The sequence below is a fragment of the Ruegeria sp. AF2 genome (genome assembly GCF_056542025.1).
On sequence record NZ_JBQFZC010000004.1, the window covers coordinates 46,025 to 67,894 of the forward strand.

The 21,870-nt window shown below is 57.0% G+C and carries 29 protein-coding genes; 18 read left to right on the top strand and 11 right to left on the bottom strand.

Translation table 11 applies throughout. The annotated features are described in order from the left end of the window. Positions 1 to 18 precede the first annotated feature (18 nt). From flgG to ACR0NM_RS13520, 4 genes are read left to right on the top strand one after another with little or no spacing between them, the layout of a single operon-like run. Complete coding sequence (gene flgG, locus ACR0NM_RS13505) at positions 19 to 804, top strand: flagellar basal-body rod protein FlgG (RefSeq protein WP_480615183.1); 786 nt, start codon at positions 19 to 21, stop codon at positions 802 to 804. After that, positions 804 to 1,217: a flagellar basal body P-ring formation chaperone FlgA gene (gene flgA, locus ACR0NM_RS13510; protein ID WP_170818494.1), complete on the top strand. Its 414-nt coding sequence runs from the start codon at positions 804 to 806 to the stop codon at positions 1,215 to 1,217. Before flgG ends, flgA begins: the two co-directional genes overlap by 1 nt. Continuing rightward, entirely contained in the window at positions 1,217 to 1,948 is a 732-nt protein-coding gene (gene flgH / locus ACR0NM_RS13515) for a flagellar basal body L-ring protein FlgH (RefSeq protein ID WP_480615562.1), read from the top strand. The genes flgA and flgH overlap by 1 nt, the downstream gene beginning before the upstream one ends. Positions 1,949 to 1,959: 11 nt before the next feature. After that, entirely contained in the window at positions 1,960 to 2,454 is a 495-nt protein-coding gene (locus ACR0NM_RS13520) for a flagellar basal body-associated FliL family protein (RefSeq protein WP_480615185.1), read from the top strand. Positions 2,455 to 2,465: 11 nt separating this feature from the next. Here the strand turns inward: ACR0NM_RS13520 and ACR0NM_RS13525 are convergent, their stop codons facing one another. From ACR0NM_RS13525 to ACR0NM_RS13555, 7 genes are all read right to left on the bottom strand, one after another. Continuing rightward, positions 2,466 to 2,852 (bottom strand): hypothetical protein, encoded by a 387-nt coding sequence (locus ACR0NM_RS13525; protein WP_480615187.1) that lies wholly within the window; start codon positions 2,850 to 2,852, stop codon positions 2,466 to 2,468. Next, positions 2,849 to 3,934: a flagellar type III secretion system protein FlhB gene (gene flhB / locus ACR0NM_RS13530; RefSeq protein ID WP_480615189.1), complete on the bottom strand. Its 1,086-nt coding sequence runs from the start codon at positions 3,932 to 3,934 to the stop codon at positions 2,849 to 2,851. The genes ACR0NM_RS13525 and flhB overlap by 4 nt, the downstream gene beginning before the upstream one ends. Beyond that, positions 3,931 to 4,704, bottom strand: a complete 774-nt coding sequence (locus ACR0NM_RS13535) for a flagellar biosynthetic protein FliR (RefSeq protein WP_170395294.1) — start codon at positions 4,702 to 4,704, stop codon at positions 3,931 to 3,933. Before ACR0NM_RS13535 ends, flhB begins: the two co-directional genes overlap by 4 nt. After that, positions 4,701 to 6,788, bottom strand: a complete 2,088-nt coding sequence (gene flhA, locus ACR0NM_RS13540) for a flagellar biosynthesis protein FlhA (protein WP_170515397.1) — start codon at positions 6,786 to 6,788, stop codon at positions 4,701 to 4,703. Before flhA ends, ACR0NM_RS13535 begins: the two co-directional genes overlap by 4 nt. Before the next feature lie 9 nt (positions 6,789 to 6,797). Beyond that, positions 6,798 to 7,466, bottom strand: a complete 669-nt coding sequence (locus ACR0NM_RS13545; protein ID WP_480615191.1) for a transglycosylase SLT domain-containing protein — start codon at positions 7,464 to 7,466, stop codon at positions 6,798 to 6,800. Between the two features lie 72 nt (positions 7,467 to 7,538). After that, complete coding sequence (locus ACR0NM_RS13550) at positions 7,539 to 7,967, bottom strand: Lrp/AsnC family transcriptional regulator (protein ID WP_170626321.1); 429 nt, start codon at positions 7,965 to 7,967, stop codon at positions 7,539 to 7,541. Between the two features lie 56 nt (positions 7,968 to 8,023). After that, positions 8,024 to 9,343, bottom strand: coding sequence for an MFS transporter (locus tag ACR0NM_RS13555; protein ID WP_480615194.1), 1,320 nt, complete (start codon positions 9,341 to 9,343; stop codon positions 8,024 to 8,026). Between the two features lie 144 nt (positions 9,344 to 9,487). Here ACR0NM_RS13555 and ACR0NM_RS13560 point away from each other — a divergent pair, with 144 nt between their 5' ends. The 7 genes from ACR0NM_RS13560 (at position 9,488) to ACR0NM_RS13590 (ending at position 14,267) form a co-directional block, all read left to right on the top strand. Next, positions 9,488 to 10,102 carry a ribonuclease D gene (locus ACR0NM_RS13560; RefSeq protein ID WP_170408673.1) on the top strand — a complete coding sequence of 205 codons (615 nt, stop codon included), beginning with the start codon at positions 9,488 to 9,490 and terminating at the stop codon, positions 10,100 to 10,102. Continuing rightward, a complete protein-coding gene (locus ACR0NM_RS13565) occupies positions 10,099 to 11,061 on the top strand; it encodes a KpsF/GutQ family sugar-phosphate isomerase (RefSeq protein ID WP_480615196.1) in 963 nt (320 codons plus the stop codon). Before ACR0NM_RS13560 ends, ACR0NM_RS13565 begins: the two co-directional genes overlap by 4 nt. Before the next feature lie 4 nt (positions 11,062 to 11,065). Beyond that, positions 11,066 to 11,674: an LPS export ABC transporter periplasmic protein LptC gene (locus ACR0NM_RS13570; protein WP_480615198.1), complete on the top strand. Its 609-nt coding sequence runs from the start codon at positions 11,066 to 11,068 to the stop codon at positions 11,672 to 11,674. Positions 11,675 to 11,677: 3 nt separating this feature from the next. Next, on the top strand, positions 11,678 to 12,169 hold the full coding sequence (locus tag ACR0NM_RS13575; protein WP_480459812.1) for an LptA/OstA family protein: 492 nt from the start codon (positions 11,678 to 11,680) through the stop codon (positions 12,167 to 12,169). Then, positions 12,169 to 12,927, top strand: coding sequence for an LPS export ABC transporter ATP-binding protein (gene lptB, locus ACR0NM_RS13580; RefSeq protein ID WP_170395315.1), 759 nt, complete (start codon positions 12,169 to 12,171; stop codon positions 12,925 to 12,927). Before ACR0NM_RS13575 ends, lptB begins: the two co-directional genes overlap by 1 nt. 252 nt (positions 12,928 to 13,179) lie before the next feature. Then, positions 13,180 to 13,743 (top strand): ribosome hibernation-promoting factor, HPF/YfiA family, encoded by a 564-nt coding sequence (gene hpf, locus ACR0NM_RS13585; protein ID WP_039541074.1) that lies wholly within the window; start codon positions 13,180 to 13,182, stop codon positions 13,741 to 13,743. Positions 13,744 to 13,802: 59 nt separating this feature from the next. After that, positions 13,803 to 14,267, top strand: a complete 465-nt coding sequence (locus ACR0NM_RS13590) for a PTS sugar transporter subunit IIA (protein ID WP_170395318.1) — start codon at positions 13,803 to 13,805, stop codon at positions 14,265 to 14,267. 71 nt (positions 14,268 to 14,338) lie between these two features. Here ACR0NM_RS13590 and dalA read toward each other — a convergent pair whose 3' ends face one another. Beyond that, complete coding sequence (gene dalA / locus ACR0NM_RS13595; protein ID WP_255611997.1) at positions 14,339 to 14,854, bottom strand: divisome-associated lipoprotein DalA; 516 nt, start codon at positions 14,852 to 14,854, stop codon at positions 14,339 to 14,341. Positions 14,855 to 15,023: 169 nt separating this feature from the next. Between dalA and ACR0NM_RS13600 the strand changes: the two genes are divergently transcribed. Further along, positions 15,024 to 15,623, top strand: a complete 600-nt coding sequence (locus ACR0NM_RS13600; protein ID WP_170395325.1) for a L,D-transpeptidase — start codon at positions 15,024 to 15,026, stop codon at positions 15,621 to 15,623. Positions 15,624 to 15,762: 139 nt separating this feature from the next. Further along, positions 15,763 to 15,945 (top strand): hypothetical protein, encoded by a 183-nt coding sequence (locus ACR0NM_RS13605; protein WP_010442520.1) that lies wholly within the window; start codon positions 15,763 to 15,765, stop codon positions 15,943 to 15,945. Between the two features lie 76 nt (positions 15,946 to 16,021). Here ACR0NM_RS13605 and hemH read toward each other — a convergent pair whose 3' ends face one another. Together hemH and ACR0NM_RS13615 are read right to left on the bottom strand one after the other, a co-directional pair. After that, positions 16,022 to 17,071, bottom strand: a complete 1,050-nt coding sequence (gene hemH, locus ACR0NM_RS13610) for a ferrochelatase (RefSeq protein WP_480615200.1) — start codon at positions 17,069 to 17,071, stop codon at positions 16,022 to 16,024. A gap of 55 nt (positions 17,072 to 17,126) precedes the next feature. Continuing rightward, positions 17,127 to 17,957: a methyltransferase domain-containing protein gene (locus ACR0NM_RS13615; protein WP_480615202.1), complete on the bottom strand. Its 831-nt coding sequence runs from the start codon at positions 17,955 to 17,957 to the stop codon at positions 17,127 to 17,129. Here ACR0NM_RS13615 and ACR0NM_RS13620 point away from each other — a divergent pair. From ACR0NM_RS13620 to ACR0NM_RS13640, 5 genes are read left to right on the top strand one after another with little or no spacing between them, the layout of a single operon-like run. Continuing rightward, complete coding sequence (locus tag ACR0NM_RS13620) at positions 17,938 to 18,702, top strand: double zinc ribbon domain-containing protein (RefSeq protein ID WP_480615204.1); 765 nt, start codon at positions 17,938 to 17,940, stop codon at positions 18,700 to 18,702. The genes ACR0NM_RS13615 and ACR0NM_RS13620 overlap by 20 nt on opposite strands. Positions 18,703 to 18,739: 37 nt before the next feature. Then, positions 18,740 to 18,997, top strand: coding sequence for a glutaredoxin 3 (gene grxC, locus ACR0NM_RS13625; RefSeq protein WP_170395334.1), 258 nt, complete (start codon positions 18,740 to 18,742; stop codon positions 18,995 to 18,997). Beyond that, a complete protein-coding gene (locus ACR0NM_RS13630; RefSeq protein WP_480615206.1) occupies positions 18,997 to 19,827 on the top strand; it encodes a carbon-nitrogen hydrolase family protein in 831 nt (276 codons plus the stop codon). Before grxC ends, ACR0NM_RS13630 begins: the two co-directional genes overlap by 1 nt. A 14-nt stretch (positions 19,828 to 19,841) precedes the next feature. Further along, positions 19,842 to 20,282, top strand: a complete 441-nt coding sequence (locus ACR0NM_RS13635; protein WP_170395340.1) for a MarR family winged helix-turn-helix transcriptional regulator — start codon at positions 19,842 to 19,844, stop codon at positions 20,280 to 20,282. Positions 20,283 to 20,318: 36 nt separating this feature from the next. Then, a complete protein-coding gene (locus ACR0NM_RS13640; protein ID WP_480615208.1) occupies positions 20,319 to 21,008 on the top strand; it encodes a hypothetical protein in 690 nt (229 codons plus the stop codon). A 71-nt stretch (positions 21,009 to 21,079) separates the two neighbouring features. Here ACR0NM_RS13640 and ubiG read toward each other — a convergent pair whose 3' ends face one another. Beyond that, a complete protein-coding gene (gene ubiG, locus ACR0NM_RS13645) occupies positions 21,080 to 21,826 on the bottom strand; it encodes a bifunctional 2-polyprenyl-6-hydroxyphenol methylase/3-demethylubiquinol 3-O-methyltransferase UbiG (protein ID WP_170664356.1) in 747 nt (248 codons plus the stop codon). Positions 21,827 to 21,870: the final 44 nt, after the last annotated feature.

The following is a 21,870-nucleotide window of genomic DNA, read 5'->3' on the forward strand; positions in this document are numbered from 1 at the left end:
CCGGAAGGAGAATACGACATGCGAGCATTGAAGATCGCGGCTACGGGCATGGCCGCACAGCAGATGCGGGTTGAGACAATTTCAAACAACCTCGCGAATATGAATACAACCGGCTACAACACCCGCCGGGCCGAGTTTGCCGATCTGCACTATCAACAGATGGTGCGCGCCGGGGCGGTCAATGCCTCGGATGGAACGGTCCTTCCGACAGGTATACAGCTGGGGTTGGGCGTGCGCCCTGCCGCCGTCACCGTACAGCTGCAACAGGGTGGGCTCTCGGCAACGGGCAGTGATCTGGATATCGCCATCGAAGGGCGAGGTTACCTTGAAGTCACCATGCCGAATGGCCAATCCGCCTTTACCCGAGACGGAAGCCTGAAACGTTCGGCCGAAGGTCTGATCGTAACTTCTGATGGCTTTGCCGTTGCCCCTGAAATTACCATTCCAGACGATGCCAGATCGATCTCGATCAATGCGGCGGGTGAGGTCTATGCCTATTTCGATGATACGGCCGAGGGGCAGTTGCTGGGCGAGTTTACGCTGGCCAGCTTCTCGAACGCCAAGGGTCTTGAGGCCATTGGTAGCAACCTCTTCAAGGAAACCGAAGCCTCGGGCGCTCCGGTTGTCGGCACCCCGGGCGAAGATGGGCTGGGCACATTGCGGCAGGGCTATCTTGAGGACAGCTCTGTCGATGCGGTGCGCGAGGTCACGGAACTGATCGAAGCGCAGCGTGGCTATGAAATGAACGCCAAAGTTATTTCCGCCGTCGACCAGATGATGGGCGCGACCACGCAGGTGCGGTGATGCGCCTGTTAACCCTCATACTATGCATGATGCCGATGCCAAGCTTGGCCGAGATCGTTGTGCCGACCCGCACGATCCGCGCCAAAGAGGTCATTGTCTCATCCGACATCGAAGTCAAAACCTCTGAGGTCAATGGGGCGGTTCGTAGGCCAGAGGATCTTATCGGTCAGGAGGCACGCGTCGCGCTTTATCCAGGTCGGCCAATCCGCCCTGCCGATGTCGGTCCGCCTGCGATCGTGGACCGAAACGATCTGGTGACGCTGGTGTTCGATCACGTCGCGCTATCGATCACTGCCGAAGGCCGCGCGTTGGGCCGGGGCGCAGCAGGCGAGCGTATCCGTGTCATGAATCTGGCGTCTCGCACAACAGTAACGGGCGTAATCCGTCCCGATGGACAAATTGAGGTTAAATGATGCCGAGCCTTTCGAAACCCCTGCTATTTGTCGTTCTGAGTGTTGCGGCGTGTGGACGATTGGACCACCTTGGCAAGCCGCCCAGCCTGACACCAAACACGGAATCGCCTGAGCATGTTGCGATGCTGTGGCCCGGACTACCTTTGCACAGCCAGCCTCAGCGAACCGTTGATCAGTCATCTTTGTGGAGTGGCGGTCAGCATTCCTTGCTTGGTGATCAACGGGCGATGAAAAAAGGGGATATTCTGACAGTCGTGATCGAGCTGGATGAAAAGGCCGAAATTTCCAACGATACCAATCGATCGCGCGCGGGGTCGGAAAGCCTTGCGGTGCCGGAACTCTTCGGCCTTCCTCAGCGCGCAGGTGAACAACTACCTGAAGGGGCCTCACTTGATGATGCGGTTTCAATTGACTCGGCTTCGGTCAGCAAAGGGAAGGGATCGGTCAAACGCAAAGAAAAATTGACCTTGCGCGTGGCGGCAACGGTCGTCGACGTGTTGCCAAACGGTGTGCTTTCGATTTCTGGATCGCAAGAACTGCGGGTGAATTTCGAACTTCGGGAACTGCTGGTCTCGGGCTATGTCCGCCCCGAAGATATCTCGCGCCAGAATGAAATCACTTATGACAAGATCGCGTCAGCGCGGGTGTCTTATGGTGGCCGCGGGCAGATCACGGATGTGCAGCAACCACGCTATGGACAACAGATACTTGATACCTTGCTACCTTTCTGAGGGCCGCTCTGATGGGAAAACTACTACCGATCGTTTTTCTGGTTTTCGGCCTGGCTGCCGGTGCGGGCGCCCGGATCCTATTGTCCCCGTCCGGGGAAGCTGAAGATCTTGCGGAGGCTGGGCAAAAACCCAATGAAGACAAGAAAAACAAAACTAAACCCGGCAAAGATGATCAATCAGAAACACATGAGTATCTGAAACTCACCAAACAGTTCGTGGTCCCCGTGGTTTCCGAGGACGAGATATCGGCGCTCGTCACCATGTCCCTCAGCCTTGAGGTGAGGCCGGGGATTGCCGAAGCGTTTTATGAGATCGAGCCAAAATTAAGGGACCGGTTTCTGCAAGTTCTGTTTGATCACGCCAATATCGGCGGGTTTGACGGCGCATTCACGCGGTCAGACAACCTGACGGCATTGCGCAATGCGTTGCTGGAGGTTGCGAGAAAGGATCTGGGCGAAGATGTCTCGCAAGTTCTGATCATAAGTGTCAGCCGACAGGATACCTGAACGGGTTGGGGTTACGATTCCAGAGCTTTAGATTGTCGCACGCGTCGCTTGTGTTCCTGCAGGCGGCGCGACAGATCGGCAACGGCCAGTTTGCGCCCAAATGCCCCACGCAATTCTTCCATTGCCGCAAGCTTTTGTGATCGCAGGCGCGCCAACTCGGTGTTCAGGTTGCGCCGTGTCAAAGATTCCCAGCCGTGCCACAACAGGTCTGCGCCGGTGACCTGATAGCCATCCGACTGTGAACTCGTCGATTTTACTTCGGCTAATTGAGAATCCAGACGCGTCAATTGCTGAAGCAACTGGGCTTCGCGCTGCAACAAAGGGTGCAATTTTTGGTGTTCCCGTTGATAAACAGCTTCAGCGACGGTCAAAAGGTTGTCCATGCGATCTTGCGTCATCCGACCTGACCCTTCGCTCGTTTGCGCATGGATTCGGCAAACCGAATAGCAGCTGCAACGGGTCGGTAGTATTCTTCGGTAATTTCCTGTCCGATCCCGACGGTCGCGTGCAATGCGCGTGCTGTTGGTGGATCGGAATGAATAGGAATGCCTGCGTCTCCGGCCGTGGCCCTGATTGTTGCCGCGATTTCATCTACCCCTTTGGCGACGCAAACCGGTGCGCTGCCACTTGCTCGCGACCATTTCAGCGCCACCGCATAATGCGTCGGGTTGACGATCACCACATCGGCCTTGGGCACATCCACCATCATCTGATTGGTTGCTATGTCCTGCGCGCGTTGGCGACGCTGCTGTTTGACGTGCGGATCACCCTCGGAATCCTTGGTTTCATCCTGAATTTCTTTGCGTGACATTCTGTTTTTGCGAAGGTGTTCGGCATGTTGCCACAGATAGTCGATCACGCCGATCGCCAGCGCGATCATTATGGCGATAAACAGAAATTGGCTTAGTAAGTTCATCATCAACAGAATTGAGGATCTCGGGGCGGCTGCACTGGCTGTCAGAATCTCGGGCAGGTGGGCGTGTAAAAATAGGGTCAGGCATGTTCCATGGATCAACAATTTAACAAAGCTCTTGGCGAACTCGAACAACCCGCCCCGGCCAAACTTGTTCTTTGCGTTTGAGACGATCGAGATGCGTGAACCGCGTGGTTTCAGCTTCTCCGGCGCGAAGATCAGTGCGCGCTGGGCGATCAGGCTGAGCAACACCGCGACTGCCGGAACGATAAACAACGCGGCGATTGGTGCCAGAGTTGATCTCAGAATCCCAGCGACGGTGGATGTCGCGGGTCCGATGGTCAGCAAGCTTGCGAATTGATCTGATTGGTCGATCAAGACCACGAACAGAGTCCCCAGATGCTCTGCTGTGAATTGCCCCGTGAGCAAAAGTGCGACGAGCAGTCCCATGTATGCAGCCACCACCGACAGATCATTGGACTTCGCCACCTCGCCTTTTTTGCGGGCTTTTTCCAGCTTTTGCGGGGTCGCCTCAAATGACTTATCACTGTCGTCTGATGCGCTCATCTCAGCCCTCCAAGCGGGTTTTGGAGAAAGGCGAACAAAGCGTCAGACCAGGTTGCCAGGATCAATGGTGCCCCGGCGAAAAGCAGGAAAAGGCCTGCGAAAGTGATTGCTGGGGCACCGACAAAAGCGACCATGAGCTGCGGCATGGCGCGGTTAATTACGCCCAGTGCGAGGTTGTAGATCAGCGATGCGATGACAAAGGGCGTCGCCAGCGCAAAGGCCAGTCCAAAGCTGCGGGCGACTTGCGCAACGCCCCATTGCGACAGATCAGGCGCAGTTGGAAGCGCGCCCATCGGAAACAGCATATAGCTGTGGATCATGAACTGCGCTGCACGGATATGAAGGCCAAGCAATACCGCCAGCGCCAAGCCGGCCAGCGTCAGCAGATACCCCATCGCCGGGACAGGTTCTGCGGCCGCTCCGCCCAGGATCTGAGACAAAGATGTCGCTTGCGCCGCGATTGAACCTGCAGTTTGTAATGCAAGGACAAAAAGGCGCAACCCGATGCCGAGCATAAGACCGATCAAGACTTCGATGGTGATTAATCCAATCATTTTGTGAAAGCCCGGCATAACACCCGATGCGGGTATGGCGGGAATGACAATCATTGTGAAAGCAACTGCCACGCCCAGTTTGACCCGCACAGGGACGCTGCGTTCACCAAAGGCCGGTAGCAGCGAAACCAATGCGGACACACGAAGAAATACGGCGAACAGATGCCACAGGTTTTGCCCCAGATGTGGCAAAAGCTCTGACGGGACTGAGATCACGCGGGCACCGTTCCGACCAAGGCGGGGCGCGCCTCAAGCCCGATCTCTTCAAAAGACAGGACGGGGTTGGCGACGCCGCGCGCGTGCATAATGGTCCTGAGCAATCTGCGTCGGCGGGTCGTGGTTACGACCGCCGGGAACAACCCGTGATCTGCTGATTTTGCGACGCTATCGACAACCCCATCGGCCAGCTTATTGAACAGGTTGGGCGGTAGTGCCACGTCGATACCTGCGTTCGCGGCGTCGATCTGGTAGGTGGCAAATGTGTCCTCCCATTCCGGCGCGAGTTGGATCAGAGGGATCGAGCCGTCCTCGCGCTTCATGTCGGCAACCAGTTGAAAGCCCAGCCGCTGGCGGACCAGTTCGCAGATCCCTTCGGGCTGGGTGGTGGTCAATCGTGCTTCAGCCACGCTTTCAAGGATCAGCGCCATGTTCCGGATCGAGACCCGTTCGTCTAGCAACAGCCGCAGAACAGCATGCAGTGTGTCGATCGGCACCTTGTCTGGGATCAATTCGTCCAGCATTTTGCGGTTGGCTTCAGCCCGGGTCGGATCGCTAAGCCGCGTCATCTCGGACAGCAGGCGGCGAAGGGATTTCAGAGTCAAAAGGCGCGAGAAATTCTGTTTGATGATCTCAAGCAGATGGGTCGCCAGAATTTCAGGAGGGGTGACGATGGTGGCCCCATTCAGTGCGGCGACCTCCTGGTCCTTGGGCAATATCCAGCGCGCCGGGGCACCGTAGACGGGTTCGGTCACATCGGTGCCATCAGGTAGAAAGTCGTGCCCGTCCTGTACCAGCGCGAGCACAAGTTCAGAATTCAGAACACCACGGGCCTGTTCGACCCCTTGTACTTTGATCACATAAGTTCCGGTCGGAAGATCGGCGCGGTCAGTCAATCGAATTTCGGGCAGGATAAGCCCAAAGCTTGAGGCGACATAGGTCCGCATGTTGGCGATCCGCGCGTCAAGGCCGGTACCGGGGTTCAGCACCATGCTGACCAGATCGGGGGCGAATTCCAAGTGAACGTCGTCGAGGTCCAGGATATCACCGATGGCCTGTGAAACCGGAGTGTCAGACTCGGCCTCGGGGGTCTGAGCCTCTGCCTCGCTGGCGTTGCGTTTTCTGAGGCCTGAATAAGCCGCATAGCCCAGCACCCCGGCCCCAAGAATGAACGGTAAGAACGGCAAACCGGGCACCAGGGCGAACAGCACCATCAGAACCGCTACGGTGCCCAACGCCGCCGGGTGGCGTCCAAGTTGCGAGAAGATCGCATTGTCGGTTGCACCCTGCGTACCGCCACGCGCCAACAGCAAGGCGGACGCAATCGAGATGATCACTGCTGGTATCTGCGATACCAACCCGTCCCCAACGGTCAGGATTGCATAGGTTTCGAAGGCGGACGATACCGGCATCCCATGCACGATGACCCCCATGACCAATCCCATCACAAGGTTGAGAAGTGTGATCAGCAACCCGGCAATCGCATCGCCTTTGACGAATTTCGACGCGCCGTCGAGCGAACCGAAAAAGGTGGTCTCCTGCTGCTCGCGCTCGCGTCGTTCTTTGGCTTGCTGGTGATCGATGGCTCCAGCCGACATGTCACTGTCGATGGCCAACTGTTTGCCTGGCATCCCGTCCAGCGCGAACCGGGCACCCACTTCGGCCATGCGGGCCGCACCCTTTGTGATGACCATGAAGTTCACGATCAGCAGAACGCCAAACACCACAAGGCCCAGAAAGATGCTGCCGCCCATGACAAACTGGGCGAAACCTTCGATCACGTCACCAGCGGCGTTGGTGCCGGTGTGCCCCTGACCGATGATCAGCTTGGTTGAGGACACGTTCAGCGACAAGCGCAACATCAGTGAGGCCAGCAAGATCGTCGGGAAGGATGAGAAATCCAGTGGCCGTTCGATGAACAGCGTCAATGTGAAGATCAGTATCGCCAGCGCAAAGGATGCCGCCAGCCCAACGTCCAGTACCCAGGCTGGCATGGGCAGGATCATCATCACGATGACCGCCATCAACGCCAGCGCCAGCAATATGGTCGGAGAGAACAAGGTGCGGGGATCGATACGGGGCACTATCTGCTCCTAATTGAAAGCGATAAAGGCGGTGGCTGTAGAGGTTTCGGGAACCAGTGACCCCAGCGCGTTCTGGCCGACCGGATGAGCGTTCAGCGGGATGAGCGGACTGGCAGATGCTGTGAATGGATCGCGTTCGTGGGCTGTGCCCAAGCCATCCAGCTGCGCCAGGACGGTCTGAAAACGATCAGAATATGAGGCCGCAAGGTGCTGCGTGCGCGAGTGGTAGGCGCCGGCAGCGGCAGGCCATGATCCAAGCTCCGCATAAAGCTGGGCCAGAAACCGCGCCGCATAGGTTGCGTTTTCATCCGGATCGAACATCGCGTCGATCGAGCGAAAAGCCTTGCCGTGCCAGCGATAGTTGATCTGAAAGCAACCGACGTCAAAGCTGCGTACACCGGATTTGAAGATGTCAAACACGTAAGACTTTGCCTCAACCTCGGAGGCAAACCAATATCCCTGTCCTTCACGATTGACGGTCCATGGCCAGGGTTCCAGTACCCCGTCCAGCGTGCGGCCTGTTTCAACGCGGGCAATTGCCTTTAGAACATCGAGCGGAACGTCTTCGGCCAGCGCAGCCCGTTGCGCTGCGCGGTCACAAAGAGCTGTCGTTGCCGCCGCGTCTGCGTCCTGCGCCAAAAACATAAGCGCCGCAATCAGGAGGTTTTGAATTGGCATTCTGCCGGTCCGGGATTCTGATCAGTCCGGGCCAAGCTATCCAGTTACCTGTTTACAGAGAGTTAGCGCGCCTTAGTTTCGATCAATCTTTCGGCCAAAAACCACACTGGTGTTGGTACGCAATACGCCGGGGATGCGCGCAAGTTCGTCGACCAGAATGTCGAGATCTTCGATCCGTGGCGCTTCGGCGGAAAGCAGCAGGTCAAATTCGCCATTGATTGATAAACACAGTTTGACCTCGGGATAAGCTTCAAGCCGCTTGATGATCCGTGTGGTTTCTTTCTGCTGCACTTCAAGCAGAACGATGATCTGAACGCGTGGCGTATCTTCGGTTTCGCGCAAGACAACCGAGTACCCTGCTATAACGCCTCGCTCCTCCATGCGATTGATGCGTTCATGCACCGTTGTTCGGGCGACGCCAAGCTTAGAGGCGATGAGGGTCGTCGAATCGCGTGCATTGTGTTGCAAAGCGGCGATGATGCGTCGGTCAAGCTGGTCCATTGCGGCTCCGGGTTCAGGCAACTTCGCCTCGGTTTAGGGTAGTTTGGTGTTCGGGCTCAAGGCTGGTGCGGATAACGGGGATGCAGTTCATCAATGATGATCGGATGCGCATGAGGTTTTGGCCCAGACAGGTGGGGGTGATCCTGTGGGAGGTCAGGGTGGCCGTGAACCACCGCATTGTCTTCGCACCGTGGCCAGGCAATGAGCACAAGAACCAGACCCAGAATCGCTGCGGTCGCCATTCCGGCCATGGCCACAGTTACGCCAAAGCGGGTCATCAGCCACCCGGCCAGGGGATAAAGCACCAGCCAGCAAGCATGAGACAGAGTGAACTGTGCGGCAAACACAGCGGGTCGATCTTCGGGGTGGGCGGATCGGGTCAGCAGGCGGCCCGAGGGCGTCAACGTGCTGGAGTATCCAAAGCCGACCAATAGCCAGGTCGTTGTCAGTAAGCCCAGCGTCATCGGTAGGGTGGCAGATAGCAGCGCCGCTGCTGCCATGGTGCCCGTCGCCAATGATGCACCTCCCAGCATGACGCGACGCTCTGGAATGTGATCAAGAAGGCGTGGCAGTGCAAATGCCGCGAGCATCGAACCGCCACCGAACCCGGCCAGCGCGACGGCAACGGCGCTTTCAGAAAGACCAAGATCGCCGCGCACGATCACGACCGTGTTGACGATGACCATCGAACTGAGCGCGGCCGCGCTCCAACTCAGCGCCAGCAGCCCCCGCAGGCGCGGGGTTTTAAGATAAATTCGAATGCCGCGCGTGGTGCGGTCATAGATGCCACGCGGCTGGGAGGGTTTGGGTGAGGGCAGGGTTGCAGACACCACAAGCAAGGCCGAGGCGACAAAACCGACACAGGTGCCCAGAAACAGGCTGTCGAAACTGACGAACAGCAGCAAGGTGGCGGCCAGCATCGGGCTCAGCAGGCTTTCCAGATCGTAAGCCAGCCGCGACAGGGAAAGGGCTTTGGTATAGTCCTGTTCGTTGGTCAGCACATCCGGGATGGTGGCCTGAAACGCGGGAGTAAATCCGGCTGAGGCGGATTGCAGCACAAAGATCAGCACGTAGACCTGCCAGATTTCGGACACGAAAGGCAGGCAGAGCGCAACCACAGCGCGCACCAGATCCAGTGCAACCAGCATCCGGCGACGATCCAGCCGCTCGGCAAAGGCAGCAGCAAGCGGGGCAACGGTGACATAGGCAATCATTTTGATCGTCAGGGCGGTGCCAAGGACCATCCCGGCGGCCTCTCCGGCCAGATCAAAGGCTAACAGCCCCAAGGCAACCGTCGCCAGCCCGGTTCCGGTCAGCGCCACGATCTGCGCGGCCAGCAGATGTCTGTAGGTGCGGTTTCTCAGGATGCTGAGCATTGTCGGAATTTCTCAATCGCGGTGTCGCCGATCCATAGTTCAAGTGTTGGCCACAAGGTCAAGGGGACGCTTTTCCAAGGACGGCGTTGAGTTTGTGGGCCAAACCGCCTATCTCGGGGCCGAAAGCGCACAAAGGACAATTCCGTGGCGAACCATCTGTATAAAAATGACCTGCCGGACGGGTTGGATTTGGGCCCCATCGTGGCCATTGACTGTGAAACCATGGGGTTGAACCCGCATCGAGATCGCCTGTGCGTGATCCAGATGTCAGGAGGGGACGGCAACAGCCATATCGTTCAGGTCGAGATTGGGCAGACGCAGGCGCCGAACCTCTATGCGATGCTGGAAAATCCGAATGTTTTGAAGCTGTTCCACTTTGGCCGCTTCGATATTGCTGCGATGTATCACACCTTCGGCGCTTTGGCCGCCCCGGTCTATTGCACCAAGATCGCCAGCCGCTTGGTGCGCACCTATACTGATCGTCATGGTCTTAAGAACCTGTGTCAGGAACTGATTGGCGTCGATATCTCGAAACAACAACAGATGAGCGATTGGGGTGCTGAAACGCTGACCGATGCCCAGTTGGACTATGCGGCATCGGATGTTTTGTACCTGCACCAACTGCGGGATGCACTGGACGGACGTCTGGCCCGCGAAGGCCGCACCGAAATGGCGCAGGCGTGTTTTGACTTCCTGCCAATGCGTGCGAAGCTTGACCTCGCAGGCTGGCCCGAAACCGATATTTTTGCGCACTCATGACTGACACCGAAGCATTCCTCAGAACCGCCCGGCAGGTCGTTACCGACGAAGCCCGCGCATTGGAGGTCCTTGCCGAAAGCTTGGACGAGCATTTCACCGAAGCCGTGCAACTGATCCTGCAGGCCACTGGCCGCATCATTATCAGTGGTATCGGCAAATCCGGCCATATTGGCCACAAGATCGCGGCGACTCTGGCCAGCACTGGTACGCCCGCCTATTTTGTCCATCCCGCCGAAGCCAGCCATGGTGATTTGGGCATGGTATCGAAAGGCGATGTGGTCCTTGCGATCTCGAACTCAGGTGAAGCGCCGGAACTGGCGAACTTACTGGCCTTTACGCGTCGCTTTGGAATTCCGCTGATCGGGTTGTCGAGCAAGCCGGAAAGCACCTTGATGAAACAGGCGGATGTGCATCTGCTTATCCCGTCACTGGGAGAGGCCTGCGGCTTTGGGATGGTGCCTTCAATTTCGACGACGCTGACCCTTGCGATGGGCGACGCGCTGGCGATTGCGCTGATGAAGTACCGGGATTTCAAACCCGAAGATTTCCGCGCTTACCACCCCGGTGGAAAGTTGGGGGCGCAACTGTCAACTGTGCGTGATCTGATGCATGAAGATTTGCCCTTGGTGACCGCTGGCACCCCGATGAGCGAGGCGCTGCTGGTCATGAGTCAGAAGAGCTTTGGTGTTGTGGGAGTCACTGATCAGGCAGGTCGTTTGCTGGGTATTGTGACCGATGGCGACCTGCGCAGGAACATGGACGGGCTATTGAGCAAAAACACCGAAGAGGTGATGACCGAAAATCCAATGACCATTGCGCCAAGTGCTATGGCGGAGGAGGCGGTTGCAATCATGAACGATCGCAAGATCACGTCACTCTTTGTGGTTGATCCTGACACAAATGGCCCAGCCTTGGGTCTGCTGCACATACATGACTGTCTGCGTGTAGGATTGGGTTAGGAAGATGGCTGAAGTTGATCGCCATTCCCGATGGGTGCAGTTCCTGAAGGTACTGCTACCGCTTGTGGCGATTTTGTTGCTGTCTTCTGTCTTTCTTCTTTCTCGCAGCGTCGACACCAATGTCACGGTGCCGTTCAGTGATCAGGATATTGACGACCGGCTGACAGATCAGGTGGTCACGCGGCCCGACTATAAAGGTGTCACCCGCAAGGGCGAGGAAATCCGCGTCGAAGCCCGAAGGGCCAGTCAAGGTGGCGATGGCGACACGCCGACGGCAGCCGAAGTGCAGGGTCGCTTTGGACTAAGCAATGGGGGCGAGATCACACTCGAATCCAACACAGGCATCATCAGGCCAGACAAGGGTACTGCAACGTTTGCAGGGGATGTGGTCATCACCACCAGAGACGGCATCCAGGTCACCACCGACCTGTTGAATACGTCGCTGGATGAAATACGTGGTGATAGCCCTGGACAGATTGACGGAACCGGTCCGATTGGCGACTTTACTGCCGGAAGAATGGTGTTTGGGACTGAAAAAAAGGACGGTCCGGTTCATATTCTTTTTACAGGCGGCGTGAAGTTGATATATGAGCCGCAAAAAGCAGAAAGATAACTTGTGTTCGATTTACGTGTCGCCTTTTTGTGTCTAGCCGTGGCTGTCGGGGCCGCACCTGTTTCTGCACAAGAGGCTCAGGTGGCGTTCGGCTCGGTCAATGCCGACCCGACGCTGCCGGTCGAGGTGACGTCCGAGACATTGAACGTGAATCAGGAAGATGGATCGGCCGAGTTTATCGGCAACGTCATTGTCATCCAGGGTGAGATGCGCCTGACGGCAGACCGGGTTCTTGTCATCTATAACGAAGAACGCTCGGCTATCGAACGGATGGAGGCCACCGAAAACGTGGTTCTGGTCAGTCCGCCCGACGCAGCCGAGGGCGATTGGGCAGAATACACCATCGATTCCGGCGTGATTGAGATGAAGGGCAACGTGTTGCTGACGCAGGGCCCAAGTATCATCAGCGGCGACGAGATGATTGCAAATCTGACGACGGGAACTGCGACGATGTCAGGGCGTGTCAAAACCATTCTGCAACAAGGTGGCAACTGATGAACCGGCCCGAACTCTCCATCGCTGAAGGTTCTTCCGGTCTGAAGATCGAAAAGCTACGAAAGTCTTATCGCAAGAAGACCGTCATTCGCGATGTGTCCATGGAATTGAACCGCTCCGAGGTCGTGGCGTTGCTAGGCCCGAACGGATCGGGCAAGACCACCACTTTTTATTCTGTCGCGGGTCTGGTTTTCCCCGAAGCAGGCACGGTCACGATTGATGGGCAGAGCGTCACGACCCTGCCGATGTATCGTCGTGCCCGGATGGGGATCGGATATCTGCCGCAGGAGATGTCGATTTTCCGCGGGATGAGCGTTGAAGACAACATCGCTTCGGTTCTAGATATCACGGTTAAACATGCCCATCGCCGCAAGGAGCGGCTGGAAGAGCTGCTATCGGACTTTTCCATCGAACACCTGCGCCGAGCGCCTGCATTGGCATTGTCCGGCGGGGAACGCCGAAGGGTCGAAATTGCGCGCTGTCTGGCCGCCGATCCGAAATATCTGCTGTTGGACGAACCATTTGCGGGTGTCGATCCGATCAGTGTCGGTGATATCCGGCATCTGGTGGCCGATCTGAAAAAGCGTGGCATCGGAGTACTGATCACGGATCATAACGTCCGGGAAACGCTGGAGATTGTGGATCGGGCTTATATTTTGCATGACGGCCAGGTTTTGATGTCAGGCACGCCCGATGAAGTTGTCGAAAACGAAAATGTTCGCCGGGTCTATCTGGGTGAAAACTTCCGTATTTCATAAGGTTGTGCGGAGATGCGCCTGATGCATGACGGAAATCACGTATATACACACCTGTTTTGATTGACTCTTCCCTCACCTCTTGGCTCAATTGGCATATGGCATTTCTTCGGTTCCAAACTGGATCTCGATCTCCCTTCGTTGAAGGGCCGGGCCAACGGCAACCGCAGAACATGCCGACACCCCCCACCCGATAAAAACAAGTCAGTCGCGTTACGCGACGTCAGAATGGGTGTGAATTGTGAAGGAGATCACATGCGTTACCAAATCAGCGGAAAACAGATCGACATCGGTGCGGCCCTGCAGACCCATGTGCAGACCGAACTGGGCGAGGTCGTGGGCAAATATGCCCAGCGGCCTACAGACGCCAATGTCGTCTTTTCCCGTTCGGCGCATGAATATGTATGCGAAACCACCGTGCATCTGTCGACCGGCCTGACCGCACAGGCCAAGGCGCACGCGACCGAGATTTACGCGGCATTCGAAGGCTGCTGCGACAAGATGGAGACACAACTGCGACGCTATAAGCGCCGCCTGAAAGACCACCATAAGGATCGGTCCGAGCCGGTTGAACTCTTTGGCGCGTCCTCTTATATCCTCGCCTCTGACGAATCGGAGACGGCAGACGAACCCGAATCGCTGCAGCCTATGATCGTGGCTGAGATGGAAACCAAGATCCCATCGCTCAGTGTTGGTGAAGCCGTCATGCAGATGGAACTCGCTGGTGCTCCGGTACTGGTGTTCCGAAATGAGAACAAGGACGGATTGAATGTCGTTTATCGCCGCGAGGACGGCAATATCGGTTGGATCGATCCGTAACAGGCAAGACAAATCGGCCTGCCCCCGAATAGCCGGGGGCACGGCTTAGGAGCAAAATGATGGAGCTTTCGAGCATTCTAAAGCCAGAAGCGGTGCGTGTACTGTCCGCTGCTTCCAGCAAGAAGCGTTTGTTTCAGGAAATTGGCGATGTGGGCGCCGCGACGCTTGGGCTGGATGCTCAGACGATCGTAGACAGCCTGCTTGAGAGGGAGAGCCTTGGCCCAACTGGTGTTGGACATGGTGTAGCACTTCCGCACGCACGGCTTTCCGAACTGGAATCGGTTTCGGGCGTGTTTGTCATGCTGGAAAAGCCCATCGACTTCGGGTCGGTCGACCGTCAGCCGGTCGATTTGGCGTTTTCCCTGTTTGCGCCAGAAGAGGCGGGGGTTGAACACCTTAAGGCGCTGGCGTTGGTCTCGCGCACGCTGCGCGAGCAATCGGTCTGCGCCAAGCTGCGGGCCAACCCTGACCCGGTAAAGCTATATGCCATTCTGACTGAAGCGCAATCGATGCAAGCTGCCTGATTGGCCCACTTATCAACAAAAAAAGCCCCCGATTTGTCGGGGGCTTTTTTTTGTTTCTTTAGCTGGCGTGATCAGCCGCCGGATCCCATTTCCAGCGTCCACCAGATCTTGCCACCGCCTTCTTGGTGCCAGGCGAACCCCATCTGGGTGGCGCGCGGGTCCATGATCACAGCACGAGGACCGGGTTCCTGCATCCATGCGGCCAGCGTTTCGGTCTCGGTCTCAAAGGTTTCCGAGATCGCTTCACCCAGGAATGTACCGAAGTAACCGGCGCGCGCCGCGCGATCCAACGGAGACGAACCGTCCGAACCGAAATGCCATGGCCGATTCTGTCGCGCCATGTCTTTCGCATGAGTGGCGGCAGCTGCATTCAGTTGCGAGTTCAATTGGACCTGTTGCAAGCCAGATGCCTGCCGCAAGGCATTCACCGAATCCAGCATTCTGAACTGCAGCTTTTCAGGGTTGCCACGAATTTTGTACACGGATGGCAGCGGCCTGCCATCGGCGCCAATAGCGGATGTGCCCGAATCGGTACATGCCGCAAGTGCGACAAAACAAATCGCTAGTAGAGAAAGAATACGTGTCATGATCGGCCTAAATATTGTGTCGAGAAGGGAAATAGCCTGCTTGACCGCCCGGAGCAAACCTACAATGCCCCAACCTTGCGTGATTCTGCCGGTTTGATTTGCGACTGAAGCATTCTGGCCATAAAATGCCTTAGATTTTGCATTTGCTGTTAGCAGAGGACCGATCTCCATGGTCAAGAAACATATTCTTACATCGACGCGCCGGGGATTCCTGGCCGGTGCAACCGCCAGCTTGGCCTCGCCTGCGTTGGCTCAGTATATTCCGGGCGACCCGCTGCGCCCCGCCCCGGAACCGGAAGCTCCGGTACGCCGCAATGTGTCGGGATTCCGTGCGCTGGACTGGCAGCCCTACTTTTCGAACACAAGAAACGGTGCCATTCTGGTGGATACCGTATCCAGAGCGCTGCATTATTGGTCAGATGATCAATCCGTATACAAACTGTACCCCTCTTCGGTGCCTTTGACCGAGGAATTGACCCGTCGCGGGCGCACCAGTGTCATTCGCAAGGTGGAAGGCCCAAGCTGGTCACCGACGCCATCGATGAAGAAGCGCAACCCTGAATGGCCGGATTATATTCCGCCGGGTCCTGATAACCCGCTGGGAACACACGCTTTATATCTGAGCTGGAAGTATTATCGCATCCATGGCACCCACGATACGCGTAAAATTGGACGCCGGTCGTCGAACGGGTGCATTGGCTTGTTCAACGATGACATCGCCGAACTGTTTTCTATGGCCAAGGTCGGCACGCAAGTGTTGCTAATTTGACGACATTTTCGCGCACGAACCCGCTTGCGGGACAAGTTGCAATTGCAATCCGCCTGCATTGCTGATTAGAAAAACTCACGAGGTAAGTCTTAGATGCGTGGTTTCGCTATTGGGAATCGCGCAAATTCTGGAGGTTAATATGAAGAAACTCGTTCTCGCTGCTGCTCTGACCGCTGCTGCTTCGACCGCATATGCTGGCAACCTGGAAGAGCCGGTTGTTGAAGCACCTGTTGTTGTCGAAGAGACCCAAGGTTCGTCGCAGGGCATCATCCTGCCGCTGATCCTGCTGGTTGTTGTTGCCGCAGCTGTTGCAGCAAGCTAAGTCGACGAGACTTTATGCACTTAAAAGGCGGTGGTGCAAACCACCGCCTTTTTTCGTGTCTGGTGAAAGCGCGCGATTAGTCTAACCAACCACGCAGATTGTCTTCGATCACTTTACTCAGCGCGGCGATATGCGAATCATCGTCGTTAAGGCAAGGGATATAGGTGAACGATTCACCACCCGCCTCTTCGAAGCTCTCTTTGATCTCTTCGTTGATCTCTTCCAGCGTCTCAATGCAATCGGCAGAGAAGGCAGGTGCGATGACGGCGATGTTCTTCTTACCCTGACGCGCCAGATCAGCCACGTGATCAACGGTGTAGGGCTTCAGCCATTCTTCCGGTCCAAAGCGCGATTGAAAGGTCGAGATCAGCTGATCATCCGTCCATCCCAGACGCTCTTTCAGTAGCCTTGATGTTTTCACGCATTGGCAGTGGTAGGGGTCCCCTTGCTGCAAATAGCGCTCGGGCATCCCGTGATACGAGCAGACCAGGACATCCGGTTTTGTCTCCATATCTGCATAGGCGCGCTCGACCGAGCTCGCCAACGCATCGATATAGGCAGGTTCGTCGAAATAGGCCGGAACAGCTCGGCTGGCAGGCTGCCATGTCTCTTTCATCAACGCGCGGAAGAACTGATCATTTGCTGTAGCAGTCGTGGCACCGGCATATTGCGGGTAGAGCGGGAAGAACAGGATGCGATCACAGCCTTCTTCTACCATCTCTCGGACCTTCGACGGAGTTGAAGGATTGCCGTAACGCATGCAAAAATCCAGCATCACCCGATCGCCATACCGCTGCTGCATCGCTGCGCGCAGCTTGGCAGTCTGATCTTTGGTGATCGTCATCAACGGGCTTTCGCCCTTATCGTGATTCCAGATTGACTTGTACGCCTCACCCGAACTGAAAGGCCGCTTGGTCAGAATGATGCTTTGCAGAATCGGCTGCCACTTCCACGCAGGGTAGTCGATCACGCGCTTGTCCGACAGGAACTCGTTCAGATACCGCCGCATAGGCCAATAACTGTAGTCATCTGGAGTTCCCAGATTAGCCAGCAGGATGCCGACGCGGCCCATCTTGACCTTGGTATGGTCTGCAGGGGCATGGGTTGGACGAGTGGCATCAAACATTGAAAGCTTCCTGATTTGTGGTGTCTAGCCTGAGATATAGGGAAAAGGCCGGTCGTCAATCGGGCAGTTTGCCCTCATCCGTACCTAGCGCATCAGCCAGCCGCATCTTGGCGGATCCCGGACGCAAAGGTTTGGGTTGGCTGTCATCGGGGGTCCAGCCCGTCAGACAGATCAGTTCAAAGGTTGCCGTCAGGCGGCCCTGTGGCGATTTGTAATGTCCGGCATAGATGTCTTGCGCTTTGTCAAAAACAGCACGTCGGGTCGCGTGTTTCAGGCGATCGGCCAATGCGTTGGTTTCTCCCATTGCACGCAGGTCACGCATCAGATGCAGCAGATCGCGGTATTCCGCAGACAGTGTCGCCTTGTCGGCGACGGGCAAAGCCAGCCCGGCCCGCTGCAGCAGCCCCCCCAGATCACGAAGCTCGGCCATAGGAGCAATACGGGGGCTGAGACCGCCAGTCACCTCGATCTCGGCTTGACCCAAGGCCGCGCGTAATTCCTGAAGGGTGTCACCCCCCAAACATACCGCCAGTAGCAATCCATCGGGTTTCATGGCGCGATGGCATTGGATCAGTTGCCCGACCGGGTCGTTTGCCCAATGCAGCGCCATCGCATGTATCACGAGATCATGCGCACTTGGCGTCAAGTCGAGAACATCTTCATCCCCAATCACCCGAGCCTCGGGCCACAACCCCTCCCAGATATGGGGGAAGGGGGTCACGACGGCGGGCGCCTTAAAGGTTTTGTTAACCATGGACAGACGATCCTGCACTTCGTCGACAGCGGCATGGTGCAGGAAAAGCGCGTCGTCCCGCGCGCGGCTGCGGTGAAGCGCAAGGACGGCGCGGTCAAACAGAGAGGGTGTAGTGTCGGACGGAAGCTTCATAAGCCGCAAGTATCGCATTCGTCAGGGGATTCAAACCGCTGTCGAGATGATCTACCCACCGCGTTGCCTGTCCTGCGGAGCACTGACCGAATCCGATTTCGGCCTCTGCGGCGCATGCTGGCGCGACACGCCGTTCATCGGTGGCACCGTCTGCGAAAGCTGCGGCATGCCACTTCCCGGCGCGCAGGACGGACACCGGATTGAATGTGATGACTGCCTCAGGGCACCACGCGCGTGGCAGCATGGTCGGGCAGCGTTGCTGTATCAGGGGCGCGCGAAGGCACTCATACTTGCCTTTAAGCACGGGGATCGGCCTGAGTTGGCCCGCCCTGCCGCACGCTGGATGGCTCAAGCCGGGCAAGAGCTGTTGCACCCGAACATGCTGATCGCGCCGGTTCCGCTGCACTGGACCCGGCTGATCAAGCGTCGCTACAATCAATCGGTGCTGCTGGCGGGGCATCTGGGCCGGGAAGCGGAGTTGAGTGTATGCCCCGATCTTCTGGTACGCACGGTACGCACCCCTGTTCTGGATGGAAAAACTGCGGTTGAGCGATCCCTTGCGCTGTCCAACGCCATATCCCTGCACCGAAAACGTGCACCCATGATCAGAGGCCAGGATATTCTTCTGGTCGATGATGTTATGACCTCGGGTGCGACCTTGGACGCCTGCGCGCGTGTCTGTCGCGCGTCAGGGGCAAATCATATTTTCGTGTTGGTACTGGCGCGCGTTGCCAAGGATGCCTAATTCGCCCAAGAATGTGCGAAACCCAAAGGGACGGAATATGAAGCCGGTAGAAATCTACACCTCGCCGCTGTGCGGCTTTTGTCATGCGGCCAAGCGGTTGCTGAAACAGAAAGGCGTCGAATTCAAGGAAATCGACGTGCTGATGCATCCGAAACGCAAACCTGAAATGATCCAGCGCGCGGCAGGAAAACGCACTGTGCCGCAGATTTTTGTGGGCACCACCCATGTTGGTGGGTGCGACGATCTTTACGAGCTTGAACGTCAGGGCAAGCTGGACCGCCTGCTGGCGGCTTGATGAAAACCGCTTTGCTGCAGATCACCGCGTCGGATGATCCGACCGAGAATCTGGACATGGTGCGTGCCATGATGGCCCACGCGGCAGCGCAGGGTGCGCAGTTCATTCTGACGCCCGAGGTCACGAATTGCGTCTCCACCAGCACCACACGCCAGCACGAGGTTCTGCAGCACGAAGAAGATGACATTACTTTGGCGGGTCTGTGCGAACAGGCCGCCAAATTGGGTGTCTGGCTGCTGATCGGGTCACTTGCGATCAAAACGCATGACTCGGACGGGCGCTTTGCCAACCGTAGCTTCATGGTCAACCCGCAGGGGCAGATCGTGGCGCGGTACGACAAGATTCATATGTTCGACGTGCAGGTCACGGAATCCGAGACCTTTCGCGAATCAAAGAACTACCGTCCCGGTCAGAAAGCGGTGATTGCCGACACCGAATTCGGCAAGGTCGGCATGACCATCTGCTATGACATCCGCTTCCCGCATCTTTACGCCGCGCTGGCGCAGGCGGGGTCACGAATCCTGACTGTCCCGGCGGCTTTTTCACCGGTCACCGGCGCGGCCCACTGGGAAGCGCTGTTGCGGGCACGGGCCATTGAGACCGGCTGCTGGTTGCTGGCTCCGGCACAAACGGGTGAGCACCCTAAAACTCGCGGCAAGACGCGATATACACACGGCCACAGTATGGTTGTCGCCCCGTGGGGAGAGGTGCTGATCGACGCAGGCACCGATCCGGGCATTCACTTTTTTGATTTGGATGATAGGTCTGTTACAGAGGCGCGAAGACGCGTGCCTTCACTAACACATGTCCGCCCCTTTGACGGACCCTGATCCAGAACCGGACCATGACTGACGAAAAAAATGCCCTGGCGGTCACGCTGTTCAGCGAGATCCTGACCGCCGATCAGCTATTGCGCAACCGGCTGAGCCGGGTGCTGCCCAAAGGCATGGAAATCTCGCATTTCTCGGTGCTGAACCATCTGGTGTTTGTCGGCGACGAGCGCACCCCGGCGCAACTGGCCAACACGTTCCATGTGACGCGCGGGGCGATGACCAACACTTTGGCCAAGCTGGAATGGGCCGGTTATATCCACATCCGCCCCGACTGGGACGACGCCCGCCGCAAGATGGTCGCCATCAGCCCCGCAGGCCGACGCGCACGCGATCAGGCGATTTCCTCGATTGCCCCGCTGATCAACCGCGTGGTCGGAGAGCTGGGGCTGGAGCGGGTGCGCAGCACGCTGCCCGTGCTACGGGATTTGCGGTTGCAGTTGGAGGGGGAGTAGGGGCTTTACGCCAACTGCGCCAAAGGATCGTAAAAGATGACGGATGAAATTTGGGTTTCAGACATTACCGTCGGGATGGACCTGCAGAGGCCATTCCGGGCGCTTGTCCCCGATGATTTTCCTGAAGAACCAAGTGAACGCTTCAAGGCCTTCAGGTGGCAACCCGGATCAGGTTATCATGCGAATCTGTATCGTTGGCAGCGCCATGGGGAGCCGCTGGAGCAGCAGGATATCTTGCCGGATTTCTTTCAAGAGGTTGCTCCTGAAGATCATGATTTTGAGGCTCACTACGGGAAGTATTCTCCTGTAATCACTTTGTTTGGAATTCTGGCGATCCGATCAGATGTGGCTGATATCCTCAAAAATCTCGAATTAGGGCAAGGGGGGCTTTATCCCGTCAACCTGTTCGAAAGAGACAAGATCACACCGATTGAGCAGGACTACTCGATCCTGTGGATCGCAAACAAATCCGGCACGCTGAACATTGCTGAGTCAAAAAGTCTTCGACGAGCCCGACCCGACCGGGATGACCTTTTCCGACTTCCTGAATGGAAGGATGCCAAGCCCGGGGACGTTGTCTGCAATGCAGATGCGGCGTCCGGGATCGACATTTGGCGCGACCCGGGCGTACCACATCGCGTTTTTCTAAATGGGCGTCTCAAACACTCGTTGGACGAAGCTGGTTTTGCCTCAGCGTTTTACCTTCACCGTTTAGCCGTAAAATAATCAAGCGTAGGATGGGTTTTAACCCATCGCTTAAGATCGAAAACGCTTGCAAGATGGGTTGAAAACCCATCCTACCTAGGCTTCACACTCGCCGTCACGTAATTCACGCTCAAATCCCGGTCCGAGATCGACCAGCTCCACAGGATCGGGTTGAAGACGAACCCCTTGCGGTCCACCGGATCCAGCCCGGCCTGGCGCAGCAGGTCGAACAGCTCATCCGGGGTGATGAACTTGTTCCACTCGTGCGTGCCGCGCGGCAGCCAACGCATGACGACCTCGGCCCCGATGATGGCCATCGCGTAGGATTTTGGGTTGCGGTTGATGGTTGAGCAGATCAGTAACCCGCCCGGTTTCAGCAATTGCTGCGATGCGGTCAGGAAACCCAACGGATCAGCGACGTGTTCGACCACTTCCATATTCAGCACCACATCGAACTGTTCGCCTGCGGCGGCCATGTCTTCGGCGGTAGTGTGGCGGTAGTCGATCTGCAGCCCCGATTGCTCGGCATGGATGCGGGCGACAGGCAGGTTGCCTTCGGCGGCGTCGGCGCCCACGACCGTGGCGCCCAAACGCGCCATCGGTTCGCTCAATAACCCGCCGCCGCAGCCGATATCCAGCAGGCGCAAGCCTTCGAAGGGACGCGGAGCTTTCAGATCACGGTCGAACTCGCCTGCGATCTGCTGTGTGATATAATCCAGGCGACACGGATTCAGCATGTGCAGAGGTTTGAATTTCCCATGCGGGTCCCACCATTCCGCAGCCATCGCCTCGAATTTTGCGATCTCGGACGGGTCAACCGTGTTCGGATGCGCTTGCATTCCTGTCTCCGTGTGCTCTTTTACGCTTAAGGACTATATAGGGC

Excerpts from the sequence above, each read along its gene's own strand:
- flgG (WP_480615183.1), top strand. The coding sequence starts at position 19 with ATGCGAGCATTGAAGATCGCGGCTACGGGCATGGCCGCACAGCAGATG.
- flgA (WP_170818494.1), top strand. The coding sequence starts at position 804 with ATGCGCCTGTTAACCCTCATACTATGCATGATGCCGATGCCAAGCTTG.
- flgH (WP_480615562.1), top strand. The coding sequence starts at position 1,217 with ATGCCGAGCCTTTCGAAACCCCTGCTATTTGTCGTTCTGAGTGTTGCG.
- ACR0NM_RS13520 (WP_480615185.1), top strand. The coding sequence starts at position 1,960 with ATGGGAAAACTACTACCGATCGTTTTTCTGGTTTTCGGCCTGGCTGCC.
- ACR0NM_RS13525 (WP_480615187.1), bottom strand. The coding sequence starts at position 2,852 with ATGACGCAAGATCGCATGGACAACCTTTTGACCGTCGCTGAAGCTGTT.
- flhB (WP_480615189.1), bottom strand. The coding sequence starts at position 3,934 with ATGAGCGCATCAGACGACAGTGATAAGTCATTTGAGGCGACCCCGCAA.
- ACR0NM_RS13545 (WP_480615191.1), bottom strand. The coding sequence starts at position 7,466 with ATGCCAATTCAAAACCTCCTGATTGCGGCGCTTATGTTTTTGGCGCAG.
- ACR0NM_RS13550 (WP_170626321.1), bottom strand. The coding sequence starts at position 7,967 with ATGGACCAGCTTGACCGACGCATCATCGCCGCTTTGCAACACAATGCA.
- ACR0NM_RS13555 (WP_480615194.1), bottom strand. The coding sequence starts at position 9,343 with ATGCTCAGCATCCTGAGAAACCGCACCTACAGACATCTGCTGGCCGCG.
- ACR0NM_RS13565 (WP_480615196.1), top strand. The coding sequence starts at position 10,099 with ATGACTGACACCGAAGCATTCCTCAGAACCGCCCGGCAGGTCGTTACC.
- ACR0NM_RS13570 (WP_480615198.1), top strand. The coding sequence starts at position 11,066 with ATGGCTGAAGTTGATCGCCATTCCCGATGGGTGCAGTTCCTGAAGGTA.
- lptB (WP_170395315.1), top strand. The coding sequence starts at position 12,169 with ATGAACCGGCCCGAACTCTCCATCGCTGAAGGTTCTTCCGGTCTGAAG.
- hpf (WP_039541074.1), top strand. The coding sequence starts at position 13,180 with ATGCGTTACCAAATCAGCGGAAAACAGATCGACATCGGTGCGGCCCTG.
- ACR0NM_RS13590 (WP_170395318.1), top strand. The coding sequence starts at position 13,803 with ATGGAGCTTTCGAGCATTCTAAAGCCAGAAGCGGTGCGTGTACTGTCC.
- dalA (WP_255611997.1), bottom strand. The coding sequence starts at position 14,854 with ATGACACGTATTCTTTCTCTACTAGCGATTTGTTTTGTCGCACTTGCG.
- ACR0NM_RS13600 (WP_170395325.1), top strand. The coding sequence starts at position 15,024 with ATGGTCAAGAAACATATTCTTACATCGACGCGCCGGGGATTCCTGGCC.
- ACR0NM_RS13605 (WP_010442520.1), top strand. The coding sequence starts at position 15,763 with ATGAAGAAACTCGTTCTCGCTGCTGCTCTGACCGCTGCTGCTTCGACC.
- hemH (WP_480615200.1), bottom strand. The coding sequence starts at position 17,071 with ATGTTTGATGCCACTCGTCCAACCCATGCCCCTGCAGACCATACCAAG.
- ACR0NM_RS13615 (WP_480615202.1), bottom strand. The coding sequence starts at position 17,957 with ATGAAGCTTCCGTCCGACACTACACCCTCTCTGTTTGACCGCGCCGTC.
- grxC (WP_170395334.1), top strand. The coding sequence starts at position 18,740 with ATGAAGCCGGTAGAAATCTACACCTCGCCGCTGTGCGGCTTTTGTCAT.
- ACR0NM_RS13630 (WP_480615206.1), top strand. The coding sequence starts at position 18,997 with ATGAAAACCGCTTTGCTGCAGATCACCGCGTCGGATGATCCGACCGAG.
- ACR0NM_RS13635 (WP_170395340.1), top strand. The coding sequence starts at position 19,842 with ATGACTGACGAAAAAAATGCCCTGGCGGTCACGCTGTTCAGCGAGATC.
- ACR0NM_RS13640 (WP_480615208.1), top strand. The coding sequence starts at position 20,319 with ATGACGGATGAAATTTGGGTTTCAGACATTACCGTCGGGATGGACCTG.
- ubiG (WP_170664356.1), bottom strand. The coding sequence starts at position 21,826 with ATGCAAGCGCATCCGAACACGGTTGACCCGTCCGAGATCGCAAAATTC.